The organism is Halobellus rarus (assembly GCF_024494595.1).
Lineage (GTDB): Archaea > Halobacteriota > Halobacteria > Halobacteriales > Haloferacaceae > Haloquadratum > Haloquadratum rarum.
The window spans coordinates 264428-289429 of record NZ_JANHDI010000002.1 but is presented as its reverse complement, the minus strand read 5'-3'; the positions used below and the strand labels follow the sequence as shown (position 1 = coordinate 289429).

Sequence of the window (25002 nt, the reverse complement as noted above, 5' to 3'; positions counted from 1 at the left end):
TCACTCGGACGCTGATTGTTCTGTCCACGCGATGAGTTTCTCGAACCCGACGAAAACGAGGAGAAACAGTATCATAAACACACTCCATCGAATCACGTTGAATTCGCCAGTGAAGGCTAACACGTTGAAGATGTACGAGATCGAGCCACCGATCATCGCCGCCAAATAAAGCTGTCTTCGTACGTTCATACCCCGAATGTCGGCCGCCGTCACAATAGCTGTCAGGGATGCTCCCACGACAGTGCGTTCCATCTCTGCACGAAATCTCTGACCACGCCTGCACGAGGGTGAGACGCTCGCGAGCATTCCGCAACAGAATGTGCTTGTCGCGGTCGAAGGCTTCGATCGCCGTCCCGTTGACGGCCCCATCGCTTACGACGAGTGCCTTCGAGGTCGTGCAGGGATGCGCGCGGGCTTTGACTCGTCGCACTGCTGATTGCAGCGCTCCTGATCGACGTAATCGACGCCATCCGTCGCGCGTCGCCGTTGCGTTTCGCGGCGAGAGGGGATGTACTGGCGGGTCAGCGACCACGTTCAGAGTCTCGACGCGGCCGCGGTTCACGCCGCCGAGGTCGCCGAGAGTCACAGAGACGCACCGCGACGATCGCAACGGTCGAACTGCCCGAGTCGTGAGCAGACGCGATCCGATTCCGAGCCCGACCCTCAGAGCCCGGACCCGCCGTCGACCGGGACGGTCGCGCCGTTGACGAAACTCGCGTGCTGGCTGGACAGGAAGGTGACCACTTTCCCCAGGTCGAGCGGATCCCCCGGCGACTCGTAGGGACAGTCCGCGAGCAGGGTCTCCCAGGCCAACGCGATGTCGGTGAACTCGCCGGCTTCGACCCGTCGGGCGAGGAACTTCTCCAGGTCTTCGGTCTCGTGAGGGCCCGGTACGACCGCGTTCACGCGGACATCGGGCGCGAACGTCGTGGCCTGGCTCTCGGTGAGACCCTGGACCGCCCGCCCGTACGCGGTCGCCATCGGCAGTTCGTCGGCGAGCGCAGGGATGACGGGGTCGGCCACGGTGACGACCGACCCCTGATCGGAGTCTTCGAGGTGGGGGTAGGACTCGCGGATGGCCCAGACGACGCTCATAAACAGCCGATCGAATCCTCGGAACCAGTCCTCGTCGGAGACGTCGAGAAACCGCGCCGGTTCGAGCGGTCGGGGTCCCGTGACGAGATGGTCGATGCCGCCGTACTGGTCGACGGTCTCCTCGACGAGTGCCGCCAGGTGGTCACGGTTGCGCACGTCGACCTCGAGACCGAAAATCTCCCCCTCGCCGAGGGCGTGGAGCCTGTCGCTGGCGTGCGCGAGGTCGTCCAGGTTCGGCGCAGCGAGGGCGACGTTCGCCCCCTGGCGCGAGAACGCTTCCGCACAGGAGTGGCCGAGTCCGGTCGCACTCCCGGTGACCAGCACTACGTTGCCCTCCAGTCCGAGATCGATGTCCATATCCGACGCTTGGGTACCAGTGGTAAAAGGTTCGTGCCCAGCGATGCTCTTCCGACCGGCCTCTCGACGACGATCGCTACGTCGCCTTGCTCGACCGTCGCCAGCACCCCGGTCACCGGCCACATCGACATCGAAGACTACAGGCGAGTTTGACACGGCGTCAGTAACCAGCCTGTGCGGTTCAGACTCCCCCTCCGTCTGAATTTGGTCCCGGCCAGTGATTAACTTGATTTATCACATTCTGTTTCCGGGTGAATTTGGGAATTAATGCGTGGTGGGGACGAGCGTTTACTCGGGGGAATGTGCCTCGGACAGCACAAGGGGGGTGAACCTTCCATCCCAAATCTCCCTTTGACAGACTGTACTCTCGATGCTGCCTACACACTCAGCGGTGGCTCCCCGCAGTGTTGCCTCCTCGTCGTCAGAAATAAGCTATAGCGGAACGACGCGAGTCGGCCCTCGAAAAGCGAAACGGGAGGCCGAAGCGGATCTCGACCCCGACAGCCGAGACACCGAGGATACGACCGAATGACCGCGTTCGTCAGACCGATTTCTCCCTCGCGATCGTCAGCTACGAAGGCGGGATGACGCCGCTCGATGCGTTTCACGCGGCAACCGCGGAACTGCGTGTACCGCCGATCATCAACGTCGACGCACCCCCGATACTAACGGCTAAACCGGCTGTTCTCGAGAGTTGTTGGAGAAGACTACAGTGGGACCGCTGAGAGTCGAACTCAGGTCCTACCGACCCCATCGGCAGAGGATACCACTACCCCACGGTCCCGTTGTGCATTCGAGACGATGCGAGTTGGACCGTTAAGTCCTTCGTTTCCCTACGCGGCGGGTGATAGTGTCTCACAGTCTGTCGCCGGAGGGATCGGTCGCGACACGTTCGTTGGTCCGGGGGACGCTCGCACTCCTCAAACGAGGACGCGTTCGAGCGAGACGGTCTCACCGGACGACGCCGTCGGATCACCGACCAACCGACCGAGACAGACGGCCGCGCCGTCGGGGGTGAAACAGGCGACGAGCGCGTTCTCGTCTGCCGTCTCGACGGCGTTCCCGACGTCGACGACGCCAGGCGCGTACACCGGTGCGCCCTCGGCGATCTGTTCGGCCGCGGAGAACGCGACGGTGAGTCGCGGGAGGTGTCGCAGCGTCCGTTCGGCGGGAGAGACGACCTCCCGGAGCGCGCGTTCGTCGCCGTCTTCGGCGAAAACCAGCGCGTCCGTCAGATCCGCAGTCGAGGCCAGATCCGTGTCGTCGAACGGGTCGGTCGCGGTCCGACGGAGGTCGCCCATATGCGCACCGGTTCCCGCCGCGAGTCCGAGGTCGTGACAGAGCTTTCGGATATACGTCCCGCTCTCACAGCGAATCCGCAAGAGGGCCTGTCGCTCGCGGACTTCCAGGAGGTCGAGTTCGTGGATCTCTCGCGTGCGGAGGCGACGCGCGACGGCACTCTTCCGAGGCGGTTTCTGATAGATCTCGCCCTCGAACTCGGCGAGCACGCCGTCGAGATCGGCCGGAGCGGGGCCGTGCAGTTCGAGAACCGCGACGTACTCCTTCGTGCCTTCGAGGAACACCTGGGCGAGTCGGGTCGCCTCGCCGAGCAGGATCGGGAGACAGCCCGTCACCTTCGGATCGAGCGTCCCCGCGTGGGCGGCGCGGTCGACGCCCGTTCTGTCCCTGGCCCACGCCGACACTTGGTGGGCCGACGGCCCCGGCGGCTTGTCGAGGTTGACGACACCGAACGACAGCAGGTCGTCGATCGATCGTTCCCCGGGCGGGGCACGGAGCGTCGGCATCGTCAGGCACCTCCGAGTACTGCCGGCGTCCGCGGGCCGTTCCGTGTCGGCGGGGGTCCGGTCATCGTTAGAAATCGTAGCTGACGCCCTCGACGGGGTACTTCCCCTCGTCTGCGATCGGATCGTACGCGCGGACCGCGGCTGTCAGGATGTCCGGGACGTCCGTCTCGCTCCAGCGGGCCGTATTCAGCGCGACGTCGTAGATCGAGAGGTCGGCGATGTCGATGTTGTAGTACTCCCGATACCGGAGCGCTTCGCTCTCCTCGCGGGCGCGGGTCTCTTCGAGCGCGGTCTCGGCGGACTTGTCCTCCCGCTCTGCGATGCGTGCGGCCCGCACCTCGATCGGCGCGTCCAGCCACAGTCGGAGGTCGGCGGCGTCGCCCGCGAGCCACCCGGCGAGTCGGGACTCCAAGAGAACGTCGTCGCGTTCGAGGGCGACCGACCGGAGCCGTCGATCCAGGTCCCGGTCGATCTGGTCGTCCTCCTCGGCGAGCCTGTTGAACTCGACGGCCGACATCCCGCGTTCCTCGGCGAGTTCGCGGAAGATGTCGCCGCCGCTGACGTGTTCGAGGTCGAAGGCGTCCGCGAGCGCACTCACGGTGGTACTCTTGCCGGCCCCCGGCGGGCCAGAGACGGTCAACAACATACTCTCCCTGCGGGAAGGCGGGTAAAAGAGGTTGTCTTTGCGCCCCGTCGGCGAGAGCGATCCGCCGACCGGATCGGAGTCTGGTTGGAGGACGGTTCGCCGATCAGCTCGTCGTCGGCGAGATGTCGATGTTCAGGCTCTTGCGGATGATCTGGGTGAACCCCATCGAGCAGAGGAAGTACCAGACGATCCACGCCTGGATCGGACCGATGACCGAATCGGTCCACCCGACCTGGCCGCGGAGCGGGAGCACCAGCGGGTCGAGCGGGACGTGCGCGGTCGCGTTCTGACCGACTCCGATCGCCCAGTACATCCACAGGAACACCGGAATGGTGAGGAACATAATCCACACCATCGGGCGGAACTGCTCTTTGAACATCCCGAGCTGGTCGCCCATCGCGTCCATCTGCTCTTCCTGGATCGCGTCGAGGGCGTCGTCGTCGCCGGCCTCCTTGGCCTCCTTGCGGCGCTCCTGGATGTCCTTCATTCGCTCCTGGTAGGCGGACATCTTGTCCATATTCATCAGGTTCGCCTGCAACAACGTCGAGTACAGCCCCGTCGCGAGCGCGAGGATCATCACGACGGCGTAGAAGGGAAGCATCTCTCCGAGCGGCCCGAGCGCGACGTCCATCACGGTCCCGATGAGGTCCCGGAGCGGCTTCCACGAGTAGCCCACGAAGAGGCCGACGGTGACGAGCGCCGCCCCCTTGTCGTACTTCGACCACGAGGACTCGTCGTCGTCGGGAACCTCGGTGACGCTCCCCGACGTCGCCGTCGCGCCGGTGCCCCCGCTCGATGCGGGTTCGAGGCCCGCCCGCGTCGCCTCGGCGTCGGCGACGCGGAACCCTTCCTCGCCCTCGACGAGCACTTCTTTCTCGATGAGGCGACCCCACTGGCCGGACGTGATGTCGCCCTTCACGTCGAGCCACCTGACCTCGTCCTCGCCGTCGTCGGTCCGGTCGAGGACCGTCTCGACGGCCTCACGCATCCCGTCGTCGTCGACGAGGGTGCGAACCTTCGATTCGATTCGTGGCATCTACCCCGAGGTAGCCCCCCATCGGTAATGAACCTTTTACTCTCCCCGCGGCAGCACGGGCTACGCGGCGCAGTAGCCAAAAACCTGATTCGGCCGTTTGCAGCGCGGTCCCAGCGTTTCGATGGCTGTCTACTCCGTGGTTCGCTATTGATCGACGACGTCGGCGATGGCCTCGAAGACCTCGTCCGGCGTGCCCTCGCCGTCGACCTCGACGAGGATCCCCTCCTCGCGGTAGTGTTCGACGACCGGCGCGGTGTTCTCCTCGTAGACGCGGAGGCGCTCGCGGACGGTCTCCTCGGTGTCGTCGTCGCGCTGGACGAGTTCGGCCCCGCACTCGTCGCAGACGCCGGACTCCTCCGGCGGTTCGAACTCGACGTGGTAGCTCGCGCCGCAGTCGGGACAGACGCGGCGGCCCGTCAGCCGGTCGACGAGTTCGTCGTTGTCGACCGAGAGGTAGACGACGGCGTCGAGGTCGGTCATGCCGGAGAGCTCCTCGGCCTGTTCGAGGTTGCGCGGGTAGCCGTCGAGGACGTAGCCGTCGGCGCTGGAGAGCGCCTCCTCGACGATGGCGTTGACGACCTCGTCGGGGACGAGCTCGCCGGCGTCCATGTACGCGCCCGGCGTGTCGTATTCGGTGTCCATCTCGCTGATGTCCATCTCCTTGTTGGCGCGGAGCGCGTCGCCGGTCGTCACGTGTTCGAGGTCGAACTCGTCGGCGAGTCGCTTCGACTGCGTTCCCTTCCCGGCGCCCGGCGGGCCCAGAAGCAGGATGTGCTTGCCCATATCGCACCAGTCTGCGTCCGCCCGTATAACGTTGAAGAAATGTGTCTACGCGCGCCGGATCCGCGGTTCGCGCGCGGCCGCTCGTCTCCGCGTCAGTCTCTTCCCCGTACTCGTCGTGTCCGGGTCGGTCTCTGCCTCGCAATCGGCGACTTTTCACCCGTGCGGGCTGAAACGGGCGGTATGACCAGATTCGACGCCGACGACCCTCGTGAGCGGCAGAAGCTGTTCGCGGACGCCATCGCCGCCCACCGGACGCGCGCGAGCGCCTTCCTGACCCTCGAAGCCGAACACGACCCCGAAATCGACGGCGAGGACTCGCCCGCACCGTGGGTGCAGTTCGCCGAGAGCACGTTCAACGTCGACGTCACTGACGACGAACTGGATCGGCTGAACGACGTCGTCGACGACTTCCCCGCGTTTCGGATCGACCAGTTAGAATCTCCCGAGGAGGCCGAGGCGACGAACGTCCGGATCACGGCGCGCTCGGACGCCAACCGACTGGCGGCGTTCGCCGATCGGATGTTCCGCGACGTGTACGGTCGCGAGGACGACTACCGGGCGTGGGTGGCGGCGATCTGATCGCGCCGGACGTCCCGGTGACCGGGCTGTCCGGAAGCCGTCGGTATTGGACATCAAACTGGTTTTAACCGAGGCCTGGGTAATGGCCGTTATGAATAGTACTCCAGCGGACGAACAACGCGAGTTGCTCGCCCACGTGCTCCTGCCGGTGGCGCACGAGGAGGACGCGCTGGCGACTGCGGCCGCGCTCGAACCGTACGGTCCGGATCGGGTGACGGCGCTTCACGTCGTCGAGAAGGCGGATGGAGCACCCGACAAGACGCCCGTCGAACAGTCCGAGGAGGTGGCCAGGGAATCGTATGCCGCGGTTCGGACGGTCTTCCCCGACGCCGAGGACCACACCGCGTACGCCCGGGACGTCGTCGGCGCGATCTTCGACGTGGCCGACGACGTGGGTGCAACCGCTATCGCGTACCGCGCTCGGGGCGGGAACCGACTCACGAGGTTCCTCTCGGGCGATCTCTCTATCAAATTGGTCTCGGATGCGGAGTGCCCCGTCATCGCGCTCCCGCGCGAGGATTCCGACGAATGAGCGAGGACGAACTCGCCAAGGACCTCGGTCTCGTCTCGGCGATGACGATCGGCATCGGGACGATGATCGGGGCCGGTATCTTCGTTCTGCCGGGCGTCGCGGCGAACGCGGCGGGGCCCATCGTCGTCGTCTCCTTCGTCGTCGGCGGAGTGATCGCGATGGTGAACGCGCTCTCGGTCTCCGAACTCGGCACGGCGATGCCGAAGGCCGGTGGCGGCTACTACTACATCAACAAGTCGCTGGGTCCGATGTTCGGATCGATCGCCGGAATGGGTGACTGGATGGGGCTGGCTTTCGCGTCCGCGTTCTACTGTATCGGATTCGGCCAGTATCTCGCCGTGTTCGTCGGGTTGCCCGAGATCGGGTTCCTCAACCCGATTCAGCTCGGTGCACTCATCGCGGGCCTTATTTTCGTGACCGTGAACTACATCGGAGCGAAGGAGACCGGCGGTATCCAAACCGTCATCGTCTTCGTGCTGCTCTCGATCCTCACCGTGTTCGCGCTTGCGGGCTTCTTCTCCTTCGACTATCAGACGCTGGCCGGTTCGGGTGGCCTCACCCCGCAGGGCTCCGGCGTCATCCTGCCCGCGACGGCGCTCGTGTTCGTCTCGTTCCTCGGCTACGCGAAGATCGCGACCGTCGCCGAGGAACTGAAGAACCCGGGGCGAAACCTCCCCATCGCCATCATCGGGAGCGTCGCCATCGTCACCGTGATATACGCCATCCTCGTGACGACGATGCTCGGGATCATCCCGTGGCCCGAACTCAGTCAGGACGCGCCGGTCGCGCAGGCGGCGGAGATCGCGTTCCCCTCCTCGATCGGACCGGTCGGCGGTGTCGCTGGAGCCGCGGCGGCCGTGATGACCGTCGGCGCGCTCCTGGCGACGGCGTCTTCGGCCAACGCGTCGATTCTCGCGTCGGCCCGGATCAACTTCGCGATGGGCCGTGACAAGATCGTCACGAACTGGCTCAACGAGATCCACCCGAACTACGCGACGCCCTACCGCTCGATCCTCGTGACCGGAGCGCTCATCATCGTCTTCATCGCGTTCCTCGGTCGCGACATCGAAGTGCTCGCGAAGGCGGCCAGCGTGCTCCACCTCATCGTGTACGCGCTGATGAACGTCGGGTTGATCGTCTTCCGGGAGGCCGACGTCCCCGAGTACGATCCGGACTTCAGGGTGCCGCTGTACCCGCTCACGCCGATACTCGGAGCGGTGCTGTCGCTCGGACTCGTCGCGTTCATGGACAGTCTGGAGATCGCGCTCTCCGGCGGATTCGTCGTCGTCGCCGTGGCCTGGTACTTCGTGTACGCTCGGAACAAAACGCCGCATCAGGGCGTGCTCTCGGACTACATTCGAACGCGCGAGGAGGAGCTTCCGGACCAGGTCGTCGAGGCCGCGAACGCGGTCGCGCCGACCGGGAACGAGGGACCGACGATCATGGTCGCGGTGGCGAATCCGCGAACCGAGAGCGACCTCATCACGCTCGCCGGCGCGCTCGCCCAGCACAAGGGCGGCCGCGTGCTCGCGACGCACATCGTCACCGTCCCGGACCAAACGGCGCTCGACACCGCCGCGGAGAACAGGGATCGGATCGACGCGTCCTCCTCGGAACTCCTCGCGGCAGCGAAGGCGGACGCCGAGACGTTCGACGTGCCCATCGAAACGAAGACGATCCTCTCACACCGCGGCGTCGAAGAGGTGTTCGACGCCGCGCGGTCGAACGACGCCGACACCGTCGTGATGGGCTACGGCGGAACGCAGTTCGCGGGCGGACGCGCCGAGGGGACCCTCGACGAACTCACCCACGACCTCCCCTGTGACTTCCTCGTGTTGGACGGAGAGGGGTTGGACCTCTCGGACGTGCTCGTTCCGACCGCCGGCGGTCCGTCGTCGGACCTCTCCGCGGAGGTCGCCCGCGGGCTCCGGGAGACTCTCGGGGTCGACGTGTCACTGCTACATATCGTCGACGCGGGTGAAGAGGACGCCGGACGGGAGTTCCTGACCGAGTGGGCGGGCGGTCACGGGTTGGCGGACGCGGACCTCCGCGTCGAGACGGGCGACGTCGAGACGTTGATCGGCGAGATCGGCTCCGAGTACAGCCTGGTGATCGTCGGGGCAACCGAACGGGGACTGCTGTCGCGCATCATCCGCGGCTCGCTCGTGTACGACACCATCCAGGCCCTCGACACGCCGGTGCTACTGACCGAGCGGCCGTCCGCACGCTCGCTGTGGGAGCGGCTGTTCGGCAGCGGTCGCTGACACGGATCGCCTACTTGTTTATATAGACGTCAGAACGGACGTGTCCGGTCAGGCCTCGTTCGCGTCGACGAACTGCGCTGCGCCCTCGTAGAACCAGTAGTCGTTCTCGCGCATCGCTCGGCCGACCGCCTGGTGGAACGCGACGAAGTCCTCGAACTCGTCGGGCTCGACGTGCTCGAAGATCTCCGCGACGGAGACGACGCGCTCGTAGTCCAGTCGAACGGGGTGGTCGCCGTACTCCTCGACGAACTCGTCGCGAGAGAGCGGGAAGTCCTCCTCCTCGTCGACCTTCTTTGCGATCACCGCGTGGCCGTACTTGCGTCTGCCCTCGGAGCCCGCTTCGCTGTCGGGGTCGTGTGGCCAGTCCATACCCGCGTGTTGTGGAGCCACGGCAAAGCCGTTACGCATCTGTCGGCAGCGACGTTCCCTGATTCAAATCCCATCGGACCGACAATCGCGCTCGCTGTCGCTCGCGCACTTGAGACGGTGGGACTGGGATTTGAACCGGAGCCAGACGTGCTCGCTCGTTCCTCGCTGCGCGCGACTGGCAGGGCTCAAATCCCAGCGTATCCGCGAGAGTCACTCACGGGTGGCGAGCACACGAGGTGCTCGCGGAAGTTCGTGACAATATGCGGTGGGACTGGGATTTGAACCCAGGAATCCGTGAGGATACCTGCTTTCAAGGCAGGCGCAATAGGCCGCTCTGCCATCCCACCGCGCCCGGTAGTTTCCGACCCGGCATCTAAGACTTGTCGGTCGCTTCCGACGCGACTACCGGATTACTCCCGGACGAGTCGCAGTCCGTCGCCCGCGTCGTCGGCGACGACCGCGAGCCCGTTGTCGACGACGAACTCCGCCGTCCGCTCGGGGACGACGCGCCCGGCCTGCCAGCGCGCGCGGATCGTCGAGACCAGCGTCGCGAGATCCGATCCCGTCCGGACCGTCGGCTGCATCCCCAAGAAGCCGACGTCGCGGTCGGCGTCGTTCGCGCGGTCGACGAGCGTCTCCGCCTCGGGCGCGGCGAAGGCCCCCTCGAAGTCGATCGGGGCTTTGAACCCGGCGTAGTAGACGCGGCCGTCCGTCGAGGGACCGAGGACAACGTCGTGGGATCGGAGCTTCATCGCCGCGGAATCGATCGTCGAGCGGAGCACGAACGGCGCGTCGCCGCGGAGCACCGCGGCCGACTGCACGCCCTCCTCGCCGAGCAGGTGACTCACCGTGTTGCCGGCGCGCGCGGAGAACGTCGAGCCGACCTGGACCTCGAAGCGCGCCGCCGCGGGATCGTCGAGGACGTCAGCGGCGATCGATTTGAGCGCGTCCTCGGAGGGTTCCTCGGGATCGACGGCGGACTCGGGAAGCAGGTCGTCCGGGCGGTAGTTCACGAGCAGGTCGCCCCCGGACCGCTCGACTGCGCGGAGGGTGTCACGGAGCATCGCCTCCGAGAGCTCCGCGGCTGCGACTTCCGAAAGCGGGCTCGTCTCCGCGAGTCGCGGCAGCGCGAGTCCCGGACGCGGCGGGTCGGCCAAAACGGCGACGACGGTCATACTTCCTCTCGGCCGCCGTCGCTCTTGAACCCGACGTTTTCGGACCCCGGAGCTCCCGCCGTCGCGGACGCGATACCTTCGTCGACTCGGATTCTCGTCGACTCGGGGCCGCGCGGCCGGGACCGACTGTCAGCGTCCGCGACGACCCTTCGTCTGGCGGTAGTCGCGAGCGAAGACGTTCTCCAGCAGGTGGTCGACGAACGCCGCGGTCTGCTCGTCGGTCTGAGACTCCAGTTCGAGCATCGGCACGAGTTCGAAACCCCGTCCCCTGACGGTCGTCGCGTGCGCCTCGGCGACCTCGACGTCGCCCGGCCGGTTCGTCGTGTAGTCCGTCGCGAGCGCGTCCAGCGTCCGCTGGCCGATCGGGACGATGATCTCGGGGTTGATCATCCGGATCTCCGCGTTGAGGTACGGTTCACAGGTCCGGACCTCCTCGTCGGTCGGCGGCCGCTCGGGGTGTCGACACCGCGTGAGATAGGTGAGAAAGGCGTTCTGTAACTCGGGGTCGTCGGCATCGGGCGGCGAGCGCGCGAAGCCGAGTTCCCCCAGGATCCGCTGAAGTCGTTCGCCCGCCGGGTCGCCGGTGAACGGGACGCCCGTCTCGTCGGCCCCGACGTGGGGACGTTCGGCGACGAAGAGGAACTCTCCGCCGACGTCGCCGTAGCCGTGGACGACGTTCGACCGGACGTCGCAGAGACCCTCGCAGTTCCGACACGCCTCGTCCATACTGAACGGGTTCGCCAGGGAGTCCTGTTCGGCGTCCATACTCACTCCCGCGGCGACCGGCCGGCCGAGGCGTTCCGACGCGACGCCTCACGGCGTCGGACCACGCCGGCCATATCGGCCGCGCTCTCGGTCATCACGCGGAACGCGTCGGCCGTCTCGCCGTCGTCGAGGACGATCGGTTCGCCGCCGTCGCCGCCGTCGCGAACCGACGGGTCGAGCGGGATGGATCCGAGGAAGGGGAGGTCGTTCTCGGCGGCGAACGCCTCGCCGCCGCCCGCCCCGAAGATGTCGTGCGTCGATCCGCAGTCGGGACACCGGAACGACGCCATGTTCTCGACGATGCCGAGGACGTTCGTGTCGTGCTTGCCGAACATCTCCAGACCCTTCCGCGCGTCGTCGACGGCGACGTCCTGGGGCGTCGTGACGATCACCGCGCCCGTGAGCGGCAGCGTCTGCAGGACGGTCAACTGGGTGTCGCCGGTCCCCGGCGGGAGGTCCAGAACGAGATAATCGAGGTCGCCCCACTCGACGTCCTCGACGAGTTGGGTGAGCAGCTGGTGGACCATCGGGCCGCGCCAGATGACCGGATCGTCCTCGCCGACGAGGAAGGCCATCGACATCAGCTTCACCCCGTACTTTTCGGGGGGAATAATCGTCTCCTCACCCGTCGCCTGCGGGGCCTCGTCTGCACCGACCATCCGCGGGACGTTCGGCCCGTAGACGTCCGCGTCGAACAGCCCGACGCGCGCGCCGAGCTCCGAGAGCCCCGCCGCGAGGTTGACCGCGACGGTCGACTTGCCGACGCCGCCCTTCCCGCTCGCGACCGCGATCACGTTCTCGACGCCCGGGAGCACGTCCTCGTCGGGGTCGACCTCGGATGGGATTCGCGCCGTGAGATCGATCTCGTAGCCGGTGTCTGCGAGCGCCTCGCGCACGTCGCTCGCGATCTCCGTCTCCGAAGGGGAGTAGGGCGCGCCGAGTGCCAGCGATATCCGCACGATTCCGGCGTCCTCGTCGACGTCGACGGCGTTGACGAGTCCGAGCGAGACGATGTCGTCGCCGAGATCGGGGTCCGAAACCGAGCGGAGACGCTCGCGGACGGCTTCGTCGTTCATACACCGAGGTCGGTGAGATCGGCGGATAAGGGTTTTGACCGGTTCCGTCGTCTTTTGCCGGGAAATCGCCGACAAATGTAATTACAAACGGTTACATAACGTCCGGGGACGACGGCGAATTTATCTGCGTCGCGACGAACTCTCGCCTAATGCTCGAAGACGACTTCGGGCGCGAGGTGTCCGGCGTTCGCGTTTCCCTGACGGATCGATGCAACTTCGACTGCGTCTACTGTCACAACGAGGGGCTCGGCGACACCCGCGGCCCGATGGACCCACAGGACGACGAGATGACTGCCGACGAGATCGTGCGGTTCCTCGAAGTGGTCTCGGAGTTCGGCGTCCGGAAGGTGAAGTTCACCGGGGGCGAACCGATGTTGCGGGGCGACCTCGAAGAGATCATCGAACGGACGCCGGACTCGATGGAAGTCTCGCTGACGACCAACGGGACGTTCCTCCCCGGCCGCGCCGAGGACCTCAAAGAGGCCGGCCTCGAACGGGTCAACGTTTCACAGGACGCTATCGACCCCGACGCGTTCGCGGAGATCACGAAATCCGGGGCGTACGAGAAGGTCATCGAGGGCGTCGAGGCCGCCCTCGACGCCGGTCTCGACCCGGTGAAGCTGAATATGGTCGTCTTCGAGCACACCGCCGGCTACGTCGAGGGGATGGTCGACCACGTCGCGGAGAACTCCGGACTCCAGCTCCAGCTCATCGAGTACATGCCGGAGCTGACGGGTCGCCCCGAGTGGAACATCGACATCGAGCGCGTGCACAACTGGCTCGAAGAGGAGGCCGACCGGGTCGAGATCAGAGAGATGCACAACCGCCGACGCTACTACGTCGGCGGGGAATCCGGAAGCGACGGCGCAGCCGACGGGTCAGAGGCCGGAATGGTCGAGATCGTCGACCCCGTCGAGAACCCAAACTTCTGTGCGAACTGCCACCGCGTGCGCGTCACCCACGAGGGGTATTTGAAAGGCTGTCTCAACCGCAACGACGACCTCCGCTCGATGGGCGAGATGTCGAAAGAAGAGATCCGAGAGACGTTCCGCGAGACGGTCGCGAACCGGGTTCCCTACTACGGCGAATATATGATCCAGGAGGACGGCGAGTGGGTCGTCAACGACGACTACATCGACGCGCCGGTCACCCCGTCCTGACATTCGGCCCGTGCCAACTGCCCGCCTGCCGGACACCTGACGCTCAGTCCGCCTCGCAGACGCTCGACACCCAGCCTGCCGTTTCGATTCTTGAGACGCCCGTCGTGTGTCCGCTGTATGCGGTGGCGATGGATCCCCGCCTCTACCGAACTACGGCTTCTCTCCCGCCCGGACTGTTCCGCTGACCGCGTCGTGCTCGATCCCGCATCGACGTCGAATGAACGGTTGTGCGTGAATTTGGACATTCTAAACAATATTAAAGCGTAGTCGGGCCGTACTGACGCGTATGAGTGTACCCCAAATCGCCCTGTTCGACGCCTCGGTGGGCGAGACGCCGGCCGAGCGCAACGTCCGGCGCGAACTCGACGCGGCGGTGTCGGCGTTCAAAGTGAGCGAAGGCGAGTTGCCTGAGTGGCCCGGCGCGGACGGGTCGTGGCCGTACGACGGCGTCGTCATCTCCGGGTCGCAGACGTCCGTCTACGACGGCGAGCCGTGGATGGAGACGCTCGGCGAACTGGTTCGGGATCTCCACGAACTCGGCGTCCCGATGCTCGGAATCTGCTGGGGCCACCAGTTCCTCGCGCAGGAACTCGGCGGCTGTGTCGACGATATGGGCGAGTACGAACTCGGCTACCGGAACATCGAGCGGTACGACGACTCGCCGCTCTTCGCGTCGATGCCCGGCGAGTTCGTCGGCTTCGAGACGCACTCCGACGAGGTGCTTCGGCTCCCGCCGGGCGCGGTCGAACTCGCGGGCAACGAGACGTCGTGTCAGGCCTTCTCGCTGGGACCGACGTTCGGCGTGCAGTTCCACCCGGAGTACGACCTGGAGACGGTGCGAAAGGTGGTCGAGGGCAAGCGCGAGGAGGGCGTGCCCGCGGAGCAGGTAGACGCGGTCCTGGCCGAGGCGACGCCGGAGCGACACGCCGAGACCGAGGCCGCGAAACGGGTCTTCGAGAATTTCTTGACGGTCGTCGAGAGCGAGCCGGTCGTCACGACCGCCGAGTGATCCGGCGACGGCCGGTCCAGCGACCGCCTCGGTGACGACCGAGTTCGCGAACGACCGCGTTTCGCAGACTGAGCGAACGCCGAATTTTTGCCGGGAGACGAGAGACGACGCGTATGTCCTCCGAGAAGGTCTGTCCGGACTGTGGGGAACCGCTAGAACGAATGGAGTTACAAGGGACCGACGTGCTCGGATCTCTATCGATCGTCTCTCCCGCTGACGACGACGGGCTTTTGAGCGGCATACGCGCGGACGAGATTCTCGCGCCGGTTCCGTACGTCTGCCCGACGTGTCGACGAACGCTCATCTACGCGGAGGAGTGAGGCCAGCGAGTCCGGAGCGCCGCGCCTCGTGCCACAGCGCGTGAACACGACGATTCAGGCGTCGATTACCGCCTATTCGTCGCCGCTCGGGTTTTCGAGGAACGCGTCGATAGCGTCGCCGCCCTGGAAGCCGCTGGCGAGGCGGCCCACGACCTCGCCGTCCTCGAAGAGCAGGAGCGTCGGCGCGCTCGTGATTCGGAACCGATCGATCAGCGGCGGGTCGTTTCGGGGGTTGATCGTCGCCACGGCGAGATCGTCGTGTGCGCGCGCGACGTTGCCGACGACGGGTTCGATGCTGGCACACAGCGTGCAGCCCTCGGTGTAGAAGTCGACGAGGACGCGGTCGTGCGCGGCGAGGAACTCGTCGAGGTCGGCTTCGCTGTCGAGGACCACCGGTCGCTCCGGTGTCGAACCGGCCGTGGATGCGTCAGTGCTCATACCCACCAGTTGGTCGCCGACCGTGATATACTATCGGCGCGCTGTCCGGAGCGGCGCACACCCGCCACGGTCTGTCGTGGGTGTCCGTCCCACGAATCGCCGCCGTGTGGGTCGCTCGCACTCACAGACCCTATCGTGACGTTTAAGTAGCGACCGCGGCTTGTTCAGCCTGCAATACGCTGTAGGGGGATCCGCTCCCGAGTCCGCAAGGGCGACAGTACGAGACCGCGCGTTGCGGTAGCCAAGCCTGGCCCAAGGCGCAGGGTTGCTAACTCTGTGGCGTTAATGCCTCCGGGGTTCGAATCCCCGCCGCAACGCTCACCAGACTGCCCACAAAGTCATGAGTGCAGAAGAACCACAGGACGACGCTCCCGAGGAGGAGGAAGACCTCCGTTACTTCGTCCGGATCGGACAGACCGATCTCGACGGGACGAAGACGGTAGAGCGAAGTCTAAGCGAGATGAAAGGAATCGGCAAGCGCACGGCGCGCATCGTTGCCGACGCCGCGGATGTGGACCGACACGCGACGTTCGGTCTGCTCGACGACGACGAGATCGACTCCGTCGTCGAGGTCGTCGAGAACTTCGACGAACACATCCCCGAGTGGATGGCCAACCGCCGAAGCGACTTCTTCAGCGGAGAGACCACCCACGAGACCGGCTCGGACCTCGAAGAGAAGCGCCGCCACGACATCAACCGCATGAAGATGATCAACTCCTACAGGGGCGTCCGACACAAGCGCGGACAGAAGGTCCGCGGACAGCGGACGAAGTCCACCGGACGCACCGAGGGGACGATCGGCGTCAACGTCGAGGCGATCAAAGAGGAGGCGGCCGCCGAAGAGGCCGCCGGCGAAGAAGAGGAAGGCGACGAACTATAACCAATGGCGACCGGAAACAACACCAAGCGGTACGAGACGCCGAATCACCCGTTCCAGGGCGAGCGAATCGTCCAGGAGGGTGACCTTCTCGGCCGCTACGGCCTGAAGAACAAAGAGGAGCTCTGGCGCGCCCAGTCCGAACTCCGGAACTACCGACGCGAGGCGCGACGCCTCATCGGCGAGGCGCAGGGCGACTTAGAGGCAGCCGAGGCGGCCGGCGAGGAGTTCCTCGCCCGGCTCCGCCGCTACGGCGTCCTCTCGGAGGACGACGACATCAGTCGCGTCCTCGGCCTCGACGTCACCGACATTCTCGAACGCCGACTGCAGACCGTCGCGTACCGGAAGGGCCTCGCGAGCACGCCCGAGCAGGCGCGACAGTTCATCGTCCACGGCCACGTCGTCGTCGACGACGCGCGCGTCACGCGCCCGTCGAAGACCGTCGAGGTCGTAGAGGAGGACAGCATCGCGTTCGACGAGACGAGCCCGCTCGCGGACGAGCTACACCCCGAGCGCGCGGAGGGTCAGGAGTAACCCATGAGCGAATCCGAGACAACCCGAGACAAGTGGGGGATCGCCCACGTCCACGCGTCGTTCAACAACACGCTCATCACGGTCACCGATCTGACCGGTGCCGAGACGATCGTGAAGTCGTCCGGCGGTGCCGTGGTGAAGCAGAACCGCGACGAGGCCTCGCCCTATGCGGCGATGCAGATGGCCGAGTCCGTCGCCGAGGAGATCAAAGCGGCGGGCATCGAGGGCCTGCACGTTCGCGTCCGCGGCCCGGGCGGGAACGACAACAAGAGCCCCGGTCCCGGCGCGCAGGCGACGATCCGCGCGCTGGCCCGCGCCGGACTCGAGATCGGCCGCATCGAGGACGTCACACCGATCCCGCACGACGGGACTCGCGCGCCGAAAAACAGCCGCCTCTGAGACACCAATGACGAACGATTTCGAGGTCGAGTTCATCGAACGCGGCGACCGGAAGGCCCGGTTCCTCGTCCGCGGCGCGTCGCCGGCCGTCGCCAACGGCATCCGCCGAGCGATGGTGGCCGACGTGCCGACGTTCAGTATCGACACCGTCCGGTTCGTCGAGAACTCCTCGGTGATGTTCGACGAGATGATCGGGCTCCGACTGGGGCTCGTCCCGTTGACGACGCCGCTCGACGACTTCGAGGTCGGCGACACCGTCACCCTCGCGCTCGACGTGCAGGGACCGGCGACGGCGTACTCCGGCGACATCGAGTCGTCGGACGTGCTCGTGCAGCCGGCGGACGAGAACGTCCCCATCGTCGAACTGAAAGAGGACCAGCATCTCGAGTTCGAGGCCGACGCGGTCCTCGACACCGGGAAGGCGCACGCCAAACACCAGGGCGGCGTCTCCGTCGGCTACCGGCACCTCCAGCGCGTGGAGGTCGTCGGCGACGCCGGCGAGTTCGCCTCACAGGAACCGAACATCCTGCGTGGCGTGATCGAAGAGGCGGCCGCAGAACACGCCGCCGACGAGACCGCCGAAGACGGCGATCTCGTTCCCACCGACGCGTTCGACAACGACCTCACGAACCGGTATCCGGGGAAAGAGGTCGAGGTCCACGACGTCCCCGAGGCGTTCGTCTTCCACGTGGAGACGGACGGGTCGTTCACCGTCGAGGAACTGGTGCTTCGCGCCGCCGGGTCGCTCGGCGACCGCGCAGCCGAACTCGAAGAGAAGGTCGCGGTATAGTATCATGTCTGTCCCTTCACTCCCATCCCGACGCCCGCCCGCCGCGCCGTCTGCGTCGTCTCAGACGACACAGACCGCCGGTAGCGCCGCGATCGACGCGGCACGGCGCGGCCGCGGTCGGCGTTGCCAGATCGAAAGGAGTTTGAAGGGGCACGCAGTAGAACGGAGTGCGAGCAGGGATAGCCAAGTCTGGCCAACGGCGCAGCGTTCAGGGCGCTGTCCCATAGGGGTCCGCAGGTTCAAATCCTGCTCCCTGCACTTCTCAGCTCGACCGAATGGGAGAGCTGTGGCTACCTGTTTCCGCTCCGTTTTCTCTCGTACGGCCGGCAGACGCCGTCCGTATCACTCTCAGGAGATAGATAATGAGTAAGACGAATCCGAGACTCAACAGTCTCATCGCCGAGCTGAAGGCGGTCTCTCGCGAGTCCGGTGCCAACATCTGGCAGGACGTCGCGGACCGTCTGGAGAAGCCGCGGCGCACCCACGCGGAGGTCAACCTCGGGCGTATCGAACGGTACGCTCAAGAAGAGGAGACCGTCGTCGTCCCCGGCAAGGTGCTGGGGAGTGGGGCGCTGCAAAAGAACGTTACAGTCGCGGCGGTCGACTTCTCGTCGTCCGCTCGAACAAAGATCGAACAGGTCGGGGAGACCGTGGCGCTCGAACGCGCCATCGAGGAGAACCCCGACGGAAGCAACGTGCGGGTGATCCGATGAGCCTCGCAGAGTTCGACGCCGACGTCGTCGTCGACGCGCGAAACTGCATCGTCGGTCGCGTCGCCAGCGAGGTCGCCCAGCGCGCCCTCGACGGCGAGACGGTCGCGATCGTCAACGCCGAGGACGCCGTGATCACCGGCTCCGAGGAGGACGTGATGGGGACCTACGAGAAGCGAGCGGAGGTCGGCTCCGACCGCGGACCGCACTACCCGACGCGTCCGGACGGGATCTTCAAGCGCGCCGTGCGCGGAATGATCCCCTACAAGACACAGCGCGGTCGCGAAGCGCTCTCGAACGTCCGCGTCTACGTGGGCAACCCGTTCGACGAGGACGGCGAGGCGCTCGACGACACCACGCTGGATCGACTCTCGAACATCAAGTTCCTCACGCTCGGAGAGATTTCCGAGAACCTGGGTGCGAAAGTCACATGGTAACGAATACCTCTGGCAAGAAGAAGACGGCCATCGCCCGCGCCACGGTGCGCGACGGCGAGGGTCGCGTCCGAATCGACTCCCAGCCCGTCGAACTCGTCGAGCCGGAGATGGCCCGCCTGAAGATGCTGGAACCGTTCCGCATCGCCGGCGAGGATCTCCGCTCGCAGGTCGACATCGACGTCAGTCTCTCCGGCGGCGGCTTCGCCGGGCAGGCCGACGCCGCGCGGACGGCCATCGCCCGCGGGCTGGTGCAGCATCTCAACGACGCCGAACTCCGTGACGCGTATATGGACTTCGACCGCTCGCTGCTCGTCAACGACGTGCGCCAGTCCGAACCCAAGAAGTGGGGCGGACCGGGCGCGCGGGCGCGCTACCAGAAGTCCTACCGCTGAGGTGATCCAACTATGATGATACCAGTTCGGTGTTTCACGTGCGGCAACGTCGTGGGTGAACACTGGGACGAATTCAAAGAGCGTGCCCGCGAGGGCGACGAGGACCCGGCGAAGGTGCTGGACGAACTCGGCGTCGAGCGGCACTGCTGCCGACGGATGATGGTTTCGCACAAGGACCTCGTCGACGTCGTCGCCCCCTACCAATGAGCGGGAAAACGCAGTACAACCGGTACGAGAAGGCCCGCATCCTCGGCGCGCGAGCGCTGCAGGTGTCCTACGGGGCACCCGTGCTCGTCGACACCGACCAGTCGGAACCGATCCTGGTCGCCGCCGAGGAGTACGACGCCGGCGTCCTCCCGTTCACGGTCAAGCGCGAGGGCAACTGACATGACGCTGATCACGAACGTCTCGCTCCGGCGAATCCTCGACTCCCGTGGCAACCCCACCGTCGAGGCCGACGTCTTGACCGAATCCGGCGGCTTCGGCCGTGCGGCGGCCCCGAGCGGGGCGAGCACGGGCGAATACGAGGCCCTCGAACTCCCGCCCAGCGAGGCCATCGCCGCGGCGCGAGAGCACGCGCTCCCGCGACTCCTCGGCGAGGTCTACGCCGGCAACCAGCGCGAGGTCGACGCCGCGCTCCACGCGGCGGACGGCACCGACGACTTCTCGGAGATCGGCGCGAACAGCGCCGTCGCCATCTCGATGGCGGCCGCGAAGGCCGGTGCCGACGTGCTCGGCGCGCCGCTGTACCAGCACCTCGGCGGGACGTTCCGCGGGGAGTCGTTCCCGACGCCCCTCGGCAACGTCGTCGGCGGCGGCGAGCACGCCAAGGAGGCGACCCACATCCAGGAGTTCCTCGCCGCGCCGGTCGGCGCGCCGAGCGTCTCCGAGGCCGTCTTCGCGAACGCGGCCGTCCACGCGCGCATCTCCGAGATCCTCGACGACCGTGGGGTTCCCGCGGCGAAGGGCGACGAGGGCGCGTGGGCACCCCCCATCTCGGACGCCGAGGCGTTCGAGGTCGTCGACGAGGCCGTCGCCGACGTCGCCGACGACCTCGGCTTCGAGATCGGCTTCGGCCTGGATATGGCCGCCGCCGAACTCTACGACGCCGACGAGGACGGCTACGTCTACGGCGACGAGGTCAAATCGACCGCCGAACAGGTCGACTACGTCGCCGAGATGGTCGACGAGTACGGTCTCGTCTACGTCGAGGACCCCCTCGACGAGGACGACTACGAGGGCTTCGCGGAGCTCACCGACCGCGTCGGCGAGCAGACGCTCGTCTGCGGCGACGACCTCTTCGTGACGAACGTCGAGCGCCTGCAGGCGGGTATCGACGCCGACGCGGGGAACTCGATCCTCATCAAGCCCAACCAGATCGGCACGCTCTCGGACGCCTTCGACGCGATCGAACTGGCGACCGAGAACGGCTACGAGACGGTCATCTCCCACCGCTCGGGCGAGACCGAGGACACGACGATCGCACACCTCGCTGTGGCGACCGACGCCGGCTTCATCAAGACCGGAACGGTCCAGGGCGAGCGCACCGCCAAACTCAACGAACTCATCCGCATCGCGGACGACGCAGTATGACAGAGAACGACAACGACGCGGTCGAAGTCGCCGCCGACGAGTCCGACGTGGCCGAGGAGGCCGCAGACGACGTCGAGGCGACCGAGGCCGACGCCGAGACGACCGAACCGGTCGCCGAGGCCGCCGAAGACGAGGTCGCCGCCGACGAGGGCGCGGCCGCCGACGAGGCTGCCGAGGCCGAAGCACCCGAGGAATCGGGCCCGACGTTCGACGAGGACGTGATGCCCGACGAGGAGGCCGACCTCCTCATCCCCGTCGAGGACTACCTCTCCGCAGGTGTCCACATCGGGACCCAGCAGAAGACCGAGGACATGGAGCGGTTCATCCACCGCGTCCGCGACGACGGCCTGTACGTGCTGGACGTCAGCCAGACCGACTCGCGGATCCGGACGGCCGCGGACTTCCTCGCGAACTACGACCCCGAGCAGATCCTGGTCACGAGTTCGCGCCAGTACGGCCGCTTCCCGGCGACGAAGTTCGCCGACGCGGTCGGCGCGCGCGCTCGCACCGGCCGGTTCATCCCGGGGACGCTGACGAACCCCGACTACGCCGGCTACATCGAACCCGACGTGGTCGTCGTCACCGACCCGATCGGCGACGCGCAGGCGGTGAAGGAGGCCATCACGGTCGGCATCCCCGTCATCGCGATGTGCGACTCCAACAACCAGACCAGCAACGTCGACCTCGTCGTCCCGACGAACAACAAGGGTCGACGCGCGCTGTCGGTCGTCTACTGGCTGCTCGCCAACGAGACGCTCGACCGCCGCGGCAGCGACACCGTCTACGGCCTCGACGACTTCGAGGACGAGATCTAACGCCGTCCGACTTTCGACGCCCGCAGAGACTTTTCGCGTTTCCTCGATCGCTGGCGACGCCACCGCGGAGCGACTGCGCTCGCCACGCCGGGCGTAGCGACGGCCGGCCAGAAACGATTATTCGCGTGTGTCCCATATCCGCACCTATGCCGGAACTCCTGGATCAGCTCACTGTGGACGAACTCGCGGCGGCGATCGACGCCGGCGATGACCTCACTGTCGTCGATACCCGGCCGCCGGAGAGCTTCGACGCCTGGCACGTGCCGGGCGCGGTGAACGTCCCGTACCACCCGGTCGAGGGCCTCGGGAACGGAATCGACTGGGACGACGTCGCCGAAATCGTCGAGGGGCGCTCGGTCGCGGTCATCTGCGGCAAGGGGCTGTCCTCGACGTCGTTCGGGTTCGAGCTCTCCACGCGCGGCTTCGACGTCCAGGTCGTCAAGGGCGGGATGGAAGACTGGAGCAAGCTCTACGACGTCGTCGAGGTCGAGACCGACGGCGACCTGTACCTCGCACAGATCCAGCGGCGCGCGAAGGGCTGTCTCGGTTACGTCGTGGGCGACCGCGAAGCGGGCGAAGCGCTGGTCGTCGACGCCACCCGCCAGCATCACGAGTTCGAGCTCGTCGCCGCGGACAACGGGATGGTGATCACGGGCGTCCTCGACACCCACGTCCACGCCGACCACGTCTCCGGCGGGCGCGCGCTGGCCGAGCGGCTCTCGGTCCCCTACTACCTGAGCGCCGACGCGGACGAACGCGGCGTCGCCTACGACTACGAACCGCTCGCCGACGGGGAGGCGCTCTCGGTCGGCGACGTCGACGCCGAGGTCCTCGCCGCGCCGGGTCACACCACCGAGCTCGTGAACCTCCTCGTCGACGACACCTACCTCCTGTCGGCCGACACGCTGTTCGTGGAGTCGGTCGGTCGAACGGAACTGGAGTTCGGCGAGGAGGGGGCCGAACACGGCGCGAGGCTGCTCTACGAGACGATCCACGACCGGTACGATCCCCTCGGCGACGACGTCGTCGTGCTCCCGGGACACGTCTCCGTCGACGCCGACGGCCGGTTCGGCGTCGGTGGGCCGGGCGAACTGATCGCGGCGACGCTCGGCGACCTTCGATCCGAACTCGACCTGTTCGCCCTCGACGAGGCGGCGTTCGTCGAGCGCCTGACCGGCGAGGGAACGGAGAAGCCGCCGAACTACGAGACGGTCATCGACGTGAACCGCGGGACGGCCGAACTCGACGAGAACGAGGCGACCGAGGTCGAGTTGGGGCCGAACAACTGCGCGGCGTGACGTCTCGCGGGATCCCGCACCGGAACAAGGGTTTTGCGCCCGGCTCACCACGTATCGGTATGAACCTCTATCGGAGCGTTCGCGCGATTGCGAGCGCGTCGGGCACGGGCGACGGTTCCGGGAGCATCGACTGGGACGCCGTCGCGACAGCCGCGAAGAGCGCGACCGACGCGGGACGGCTCGACCTGACGCCCGACGATCGCAGTGGATACGCCGCGGACGTCCGCGACGCTCGCGAGCGGTTGCGGTCGGTCGGCGGTCTCGACTTCGAGGTCCCCGAGACGATCGAGGTGCAGAACCGCCACCACTGGATCGACGCCAACGTTTCCACGTTCCGCCGAGTGATGCGCCCCGTCGAATCCGAACTGCAGGTGGCGTTCCCGAACGCGACCCGCGTGATCAACACCGGGTCGATGACCTTCGTCCTCTCGTTTCTGGGTTCGCACGTCCTCGGACAGTACGACCCGCTGCTGTTGGCCGACGGCGACGCGTCTGCGTCGGATGGCCCAGCGAATCCCGACGAGGCGGACCACAGCCTCTACTTCGTCCACCCGAACATCGTCGCTGCCGCCGACGCGCTCGACGTCGACTACCCCCGGTTCCGTCGGTGGATCGCCTTCCACGAGGTCGCCCACGCCGCGGAGTTCGGCGCCGCCCCGTGGCTGTCTGAGCACCTGGAGTCGCGGATGGAAGACGGCCTGGAGACGCTCACGAAGGGCGGGTTCGACCGCGAGGCGTTCCACGACCTCGACGTCGCGATGACGGCCGTCGAGGGGTACGCCGAGATGCTGATGGACCGGGCCTTCGACGACGAGTACGCCGACCTCCGTGCGAAACTCGACGAGCGACGTCGCGGCGGCGGTCCGCTCGCCCGCCTGGCGCGTCGGCTGCTCGGTCTGGGACTGAAGCGCCGACAGTACGAGCGCGGGGCGGAGTTCTTCCGGACGGTCGCAGATCGGCGCGGCGTCGCCGCGGCCGCGGCCGTCTGGGAACGCCCGGAGAACCTCCCGACGAGCGCCGAGTTGGACGACCCCGCGCAGTGGTTGAAGCGGGTCGATCCCTAGGTCGGGGGTGCGAGCGGACAACCCGCGGATCGCGACCGTCATACTCTTTCTCTCGGGGTGACAACGGGGCGTATGCGCGTCAGAGACTGGCAGGATATCCTCGCGGACGTGACCGAAGCGGACGTCGACCCCGACGGGTGGCGGGCCGTCGCCGGTGACAGACGCGGCGGCCTCGGAGAGGACCTCTTTCTCGGCCACCCCAACGCCGGCGTGTACGCGCTGAAGACGTACACCAAGAACCCGACCGAACTCCGCGGCGTCGGGAGTCGCGTCGCCCGACGGATCGACGACGACCTCGAACCGCTGCTGCCCAGCCAGGAGCGCGACGAGGGTGGACGCTTCGCGGTTCAGTCGCCCCCGGAGGACGAAGAGCACGCGAAGTCGATGGCGACGCGACTCGAAGAGACGGTGAAAGTCCACGCGGAGGCCCCGACGACGCCGGAGGACTTCTTCGAGGATATGATGGACGCCCTCGAAAGCCCCGCGTTCGGCCCGATGGAGTACGAGTTCGACGGCCGGCCCGACCGCCTCGACGATCTGAGCGAGGAGTTCGCCGACGCCGACGAATTGCTCTCGAAGGACCTCGACGACCTCGTCGAGGAGGACGGCGTCGGCCGCGGGTTCCAGTGACAGCCGATCGCTCGCCGCGCTTCGAGGCTGGGACAGATCGCACCGGCGGCGTCG

At 66.6% G+C, this 25002-nt stretch carries 31 protein-coding genes and 4 tRNA genes; 22 read left to right on the top strand and 13 right to left on the bottom strand.

The annotated features are described in order from the left end of the window. The 7 genes from NO876_RS04665 to NO876_RS04635 form a co-directional block, all read right to left on the bottom strand. On the bottom strand, positions 1-252 hold the full coding sequence (locus NO876_RS04665) for a hypothetical protein (protein ID WP_256420509.1): 252 nt from the start codon (positions 250-252) through the stop codon (positions 1-3). A gap of 411 nt (positions 253-663) precedes the next feature. Further along, entirely contained in the window at positions 664-1452 is a 789-nt protein-coding gene (locus NO876_RS04660; protein ID WP_256420508.1) for an SDR family NAD(P)-dependent oxidoreductase, read from the bottom strand. Between the two features lie 713 nt (positions 1453-2165). Further along, a tRNA-Pro gene (locus tag NO876_RS04655) sits at positions 2166-2236 on the bottom strand. A gap of 136 nt (positions 2237-2372) precedes the next feature. Further along, positions 2373-3257 carry an RNA-guided pseudouridylation complex pseudouridine synthase subunit Cbf5 gene (locus NO876_RS04650; RefSeq protein ID WP_256420507.1) on the bottom strand — a complete coding sequence of 295 codons (885 nt, stop codon included), beginning with the start codon at positions 3255-3257 and terminating at the stop codon, positions 2373-2375. A 67-nt stretch (positions 3258-3324) separates the two neighbouring features. Further along, positions 3325-3903 carry a (d)CMP kinase gene (gene cmk, locus NO876_RS04645; RefSeq protein WP_256420506.1) on the bottom strand — a complete coding sequence of 193 codons (579 nt, stop codon included), beginning with the start codon at positions 3901-3903 and terminating at the stop codon, positions 3325-3327. A 103-nt stretch (positions 3904-4006) separates the two neighbouring features. After that, positions 4007-4939, bottom strand: coding sequence for a DUF106 domain-containing protein (locus NO876_RS04640; RefSeq protein WP_256420505.1), 933 nt, complete (start codon positions 4937-4939; stop codon positions 4007-4009). 144 nt (positions 4940-5083) lie between these two features. Then, entirely contained in the window at positions 5084-5722 is a 639-nt protein-coding gene (locus NO876_RS04635; RefSeq protein WP_256420504.1) for an adenylate kinase, read from the bottom strand. Between the two features lie 180 nt (positions 5723-5902). Between NO876_RS04635 and NO876_RS04630 the strand changes: the two genes are divergently transcribed. The 3 genes from NO876_RS04630 (at position 5903) to NO876_RS04620 (ending at position 9097) form a co-directional block, all read left to right on the top strand. Then, a complete protein-coding gene (locus NO876_RS04630) occupies positions 5903-6301 on the top strand; it encodes a DUF7975 family protein (RefSeq protein ID WP_256420503.1) in 399 nt (132 codons plus the stop codon). Positions 6302-6383: 82 nt separating this feature from the next. Then, entirely contained in the window at positions 6384-6833 is a 450-nt protein-coding gene (locus NO876_RS04625; RefSeq protein ID WP_256420502.1) for a universal stress protein, read from the top strand. Next, a complete protein-coding gene (locus NO876_RS04620; protein WP_256420501.1) occupies positions 6830-9097 on the top strand; it encodes an amino acid permease in 2268 nt (755 codons plus the stop codon). The genes NO876_RS04625 and NO876_RS04620 overlap by 4 nt, the downstream gene beginning before the upstream one ends. Before the next feature lie 48 nt (positions 9098-9145). Here the strand turns inward: NO876_RS04620 and NO876_RS04615 are convergent, their stop codons facing one another. The 5 genes from NO876_RS04615 to NO876_RS04595 all read right to left on the bottom strand — a co-directional run bounded on the left by NO876_RS04615 (position 9146) and on the right by NO876_RS04595 (position 12482). Next, positions 9146-9466: a DUF5785 family protein gene (locus NO876_RS04615; protein WP_256420500.1), complete on the bottom strand. Its 321-nt coding sequence runs from the start codon at positions 9464-9466 to the stop codon at positions 9146-9148. 263 nt (positions 9467-9729) lie between these two features. After that, positions 9730-9813, bottom strand: a tRNA-Ser gene (locus NO876_RS04610). Between the two features lie 63 nt (positions 9814-9876). Then, entirely contained in the window at positions 9877-10641 is a 765-nt protein-coding gene (locus tag NO876_RS04605) for a TIGR04282 family arsenosugar biosynthesis glycosyltransferase (RefSeq protein ID WP_256420499.1), read from the bottom strand. A gap of 129 nt (positions 10642-10770) precedes the next feature. Beyond that, positions 10771-11406 (bottom strand): uracil-DNA glycosylase, encoded by a 636-nt coding sequence (locus NO876_RS04600; RefSeq protein ID WP_256420498.1) that lies wholly within the window; start codon positions 11404-11406, stop codon positions 10771-10773. Positions 11407-11408: 2 nt separating this feature from the next. Next, positions 11409-12482 (bottom strand): Mrp/NBP35 family ATP-binding protein, encoded by a 1074-nt coding sequence (locus NO876_RS04595; RefSeq protein WP_256420497.1) that lies wholly within the window; start codon positions 12480-12482, stop codon positions 11409-11411. A gap of 149 nt (positions 12483-12631) precedes the next feature. Between NO876_RS04595 and moaA the strand changes: the two genes are divergently transcribed. From moaA to NO876_RS04580, 3 genes are all read left to right on the top strand, one after another. Further along, positions 12632-13642 (top strand): GTP 3',8-cyclase MoaA, encoded by a 1011-nt coding sequence (gene moaA / locus NO876_RS04590; RefSeq protein ID WP_256420496.1) that lies wholly within the window; start codon positions 12632-12634, stop codon positions 13640-13642. 286 nt (positions 13643-13928) lie between these two features. Then, the gene (locus NO876_RS04585) at positions 13929-14651 is read left to right on the top strand and encodes a type 1 glutamine amidotransferase (RefSeq protein ID WP_256420495.1); all 723 of its coding nucleotides are present in this window, start codon (positions 13929-13931) and stop codon (positions 14649-14651) included. Positions 14652-14764: 113 nt separating this feature from the next. Then, on the top strand, positions 14765-14971 hold the full coding sequence (locus tag NO876_RS04580; RefSeq protein WP_256420494.1) for a hypothetical protein: 207 nt from the start codon (positions 14765-14767) through the stop codon (positions 14969-14971). Positions 14972-15043: 72 nt separating this feature from the next. Here the strand turns inward: NO876_RS04580 and NO876_RS04575 are convergent, their stop codons facing one another. Next, positions 15044-15409, bottom strand: coding sequence for a thioredoxin family protein (locus NO876_RS04575; RefSeq protein ID WP_256420493.1), 366 nt, complete (start codon positions 15407-15409; stop codon positions 15044-15046). 231 nt (positions 15410-15640) lie between these two features. Here NO876_RS04575 and NO876_RS04570 point away from each other — a divergent pair. The 16 genes from NO876_RS04570 to NO876_RS04495 all read left to right on the top strand — a co-directional run bounded on the left by NO876_RS04570 (position 15641) and on the right by NO876_RS04495 (position 24948). Continuing rightward, positions 15641-15726: transfer RNA gene (locus tag NO876_RS04570), tRNA-Ser, on the top strand. A 23-nt stretch (positions 15727-15749) separates the two neighbouring features. Next, a complete protein-coding gene (locus tag NO876_RS04565; protein WP_256420492.1) occupies positions 15750-16289 on the top strand; it encodes a 30S ribosomal protein S13 in 540 nt (179 codons plus the stop codon). Between the two features lie 3 nt (positions 16290-16292). Beyond that, complete coding sequence (locus NO876_RS04560) at positions 16293-16820, top strand: 30S ribosomal protein S4 (protein ID WP_256420491.1); 528 nt, start codon at positions 16293-16295, stop codon at positions 16818-16820. Positions 16821-16823: 3 nt separating this feature from the next. Continuing rightward, a complete protein-coding gene (locus NO876_RS04555; protein ID WP_103990110.1) occupies positions 16824-17219 on the top strand; it encodes a 30S ribosomal protein S11 in 396 nt (131 codons plus the stop codon). A gap of 7 nt (positions 17220-17226) precedes the next feature. Further along, entirely contained in the window at positions 17227-18009 is a 783-nt protein-coding gene (locus tag NO876_RS04550; RefSeq protein WP_256420490.1) for a DNA-directed RNA polymerase subunit D, read from the top strand. A gap of 173 nt (positions 18010-18182) precedes the next feature. Further along, positions 18183-18267: transfer RNA gene (locus NO876_RS04545), tRNA-Leu, on the top strand. 104 nt (positions 18268-18371) lie between these two features. Then, a complete protein-coding gene (locus NO876_RS04540; protein WP_256420489.1) occupies positions 18372-18722 on the top strand; it encodes a 50S ribosomal protein L18e in 351 nt (116 codons plus the stop codon). Continuing rightward, positions 18719-19156: a 50S ribosomal protein L13 gene (locus NO876_RS04535; protein WP_256420488.1), complete on the top strand. Its 438-nt coding sequence runs from the start codon at positions 18719-18721 to the stop codon at positions 19154-19156. The genes NO876_RS04540 and NO876_RS04535 overlap by 4 nt, the downstream gene beginning before the upstream one ends. Then, positions 19150-19548 carry a 30S ribosomal protein S9 gene (locus NO876_RS04530; RefSeq protein WP_103990106.1) on the top strand — a complete coding sequence of 133 codons (399 nt, stop codon included), beginning with the start codon at positions 19150-19152 and terminating at the stop codon, positions 19546-19548. The genes NO876_RS04535 and NO876_RS04530 overlap by 7 nt, the downstream gene beginning before the upstream one ends. Before the next feature lie 12 nt (positions 19549-19560). Next, a complete protein-coding gene (locus NO876_RS04525) occupies positions 19561-19755 on the top strand; it encodes a DNA-directed RNA polymerase subunit N (protein WP_103990105.1) in 195 nt (64 codons plus the stop codon). Continuing rightward, positions 19752-19934, top strand: coding sequence for a DNA-directed RNA polymerase subunit K (locus NO876_RS04520; protein WP_256420487.1), 183 nt, complete (start codon positions 19752-19754; stop codon positions 19932-19934). Before NO876_RS04525 ends, NO876_RS04520 begins: the two co-directional genes overlap by 4 nt. Position 19935: 1 nt before the next feature. Then, positions 19936-21141, top strand: coding sequence for a phosphopyruvate hydratase (gene eno, locus NO876_RS04515; protein ID WP_256420486.1), 1206 nt, complete (start codon positions 19936-19938; stop codon positions 21139-21141). Then, positions 21138-21956: a 30S ribosomal protein S2 gene (rpsB, locus tag NO876_RS04510; RefSeq protein ID WP_256420485.1), complete on the top strand. Its 819-nt coding sequence runs from the start codon at positions 21138-21140 to the stop codon at positions 21954-21956. The genes eno and rpsB overlap by 4 nt, the downstream gene beginning before the upstream one ends. Positions 21957-22102: 146 nt before the next feature. Further along, positions 22103-23254, top strand: coding sequence for an MBL fold metallo-hydrolase (locus tag NO876_RS04505; RefSeq protein WP_256420484.1), 1152 nt, complete (start codon positions 22103-22105; stop codon positions 23252-23254). 59 nt (positions 23255-23313) lie between these two features. Then, positions 23314-24318: a zinc-dependent metalloprotease gene (locus tag NO876_RS04500; protein ID WP_256420483.1), complete on the top strand. Its 1005-nt coding sequence runs from the start codon at positions 23314-23316 to the stop codon at positions 24316-24318. A 72-nt stretch (positions 24319-24390) separates the two neighbouring features. Beyond that, positions 24391-24948: a hypothetical protein gene (locus tag NO876_RS04495; RefSeq protein WP_256420482.1), complete on the top strand. Its 558-nt coding sequence runs from the start codon at positions 24391-24393 to the stop codon at positions 24946-24948. Positions 24949-25002: the final 54 nt, after the last annotated feature.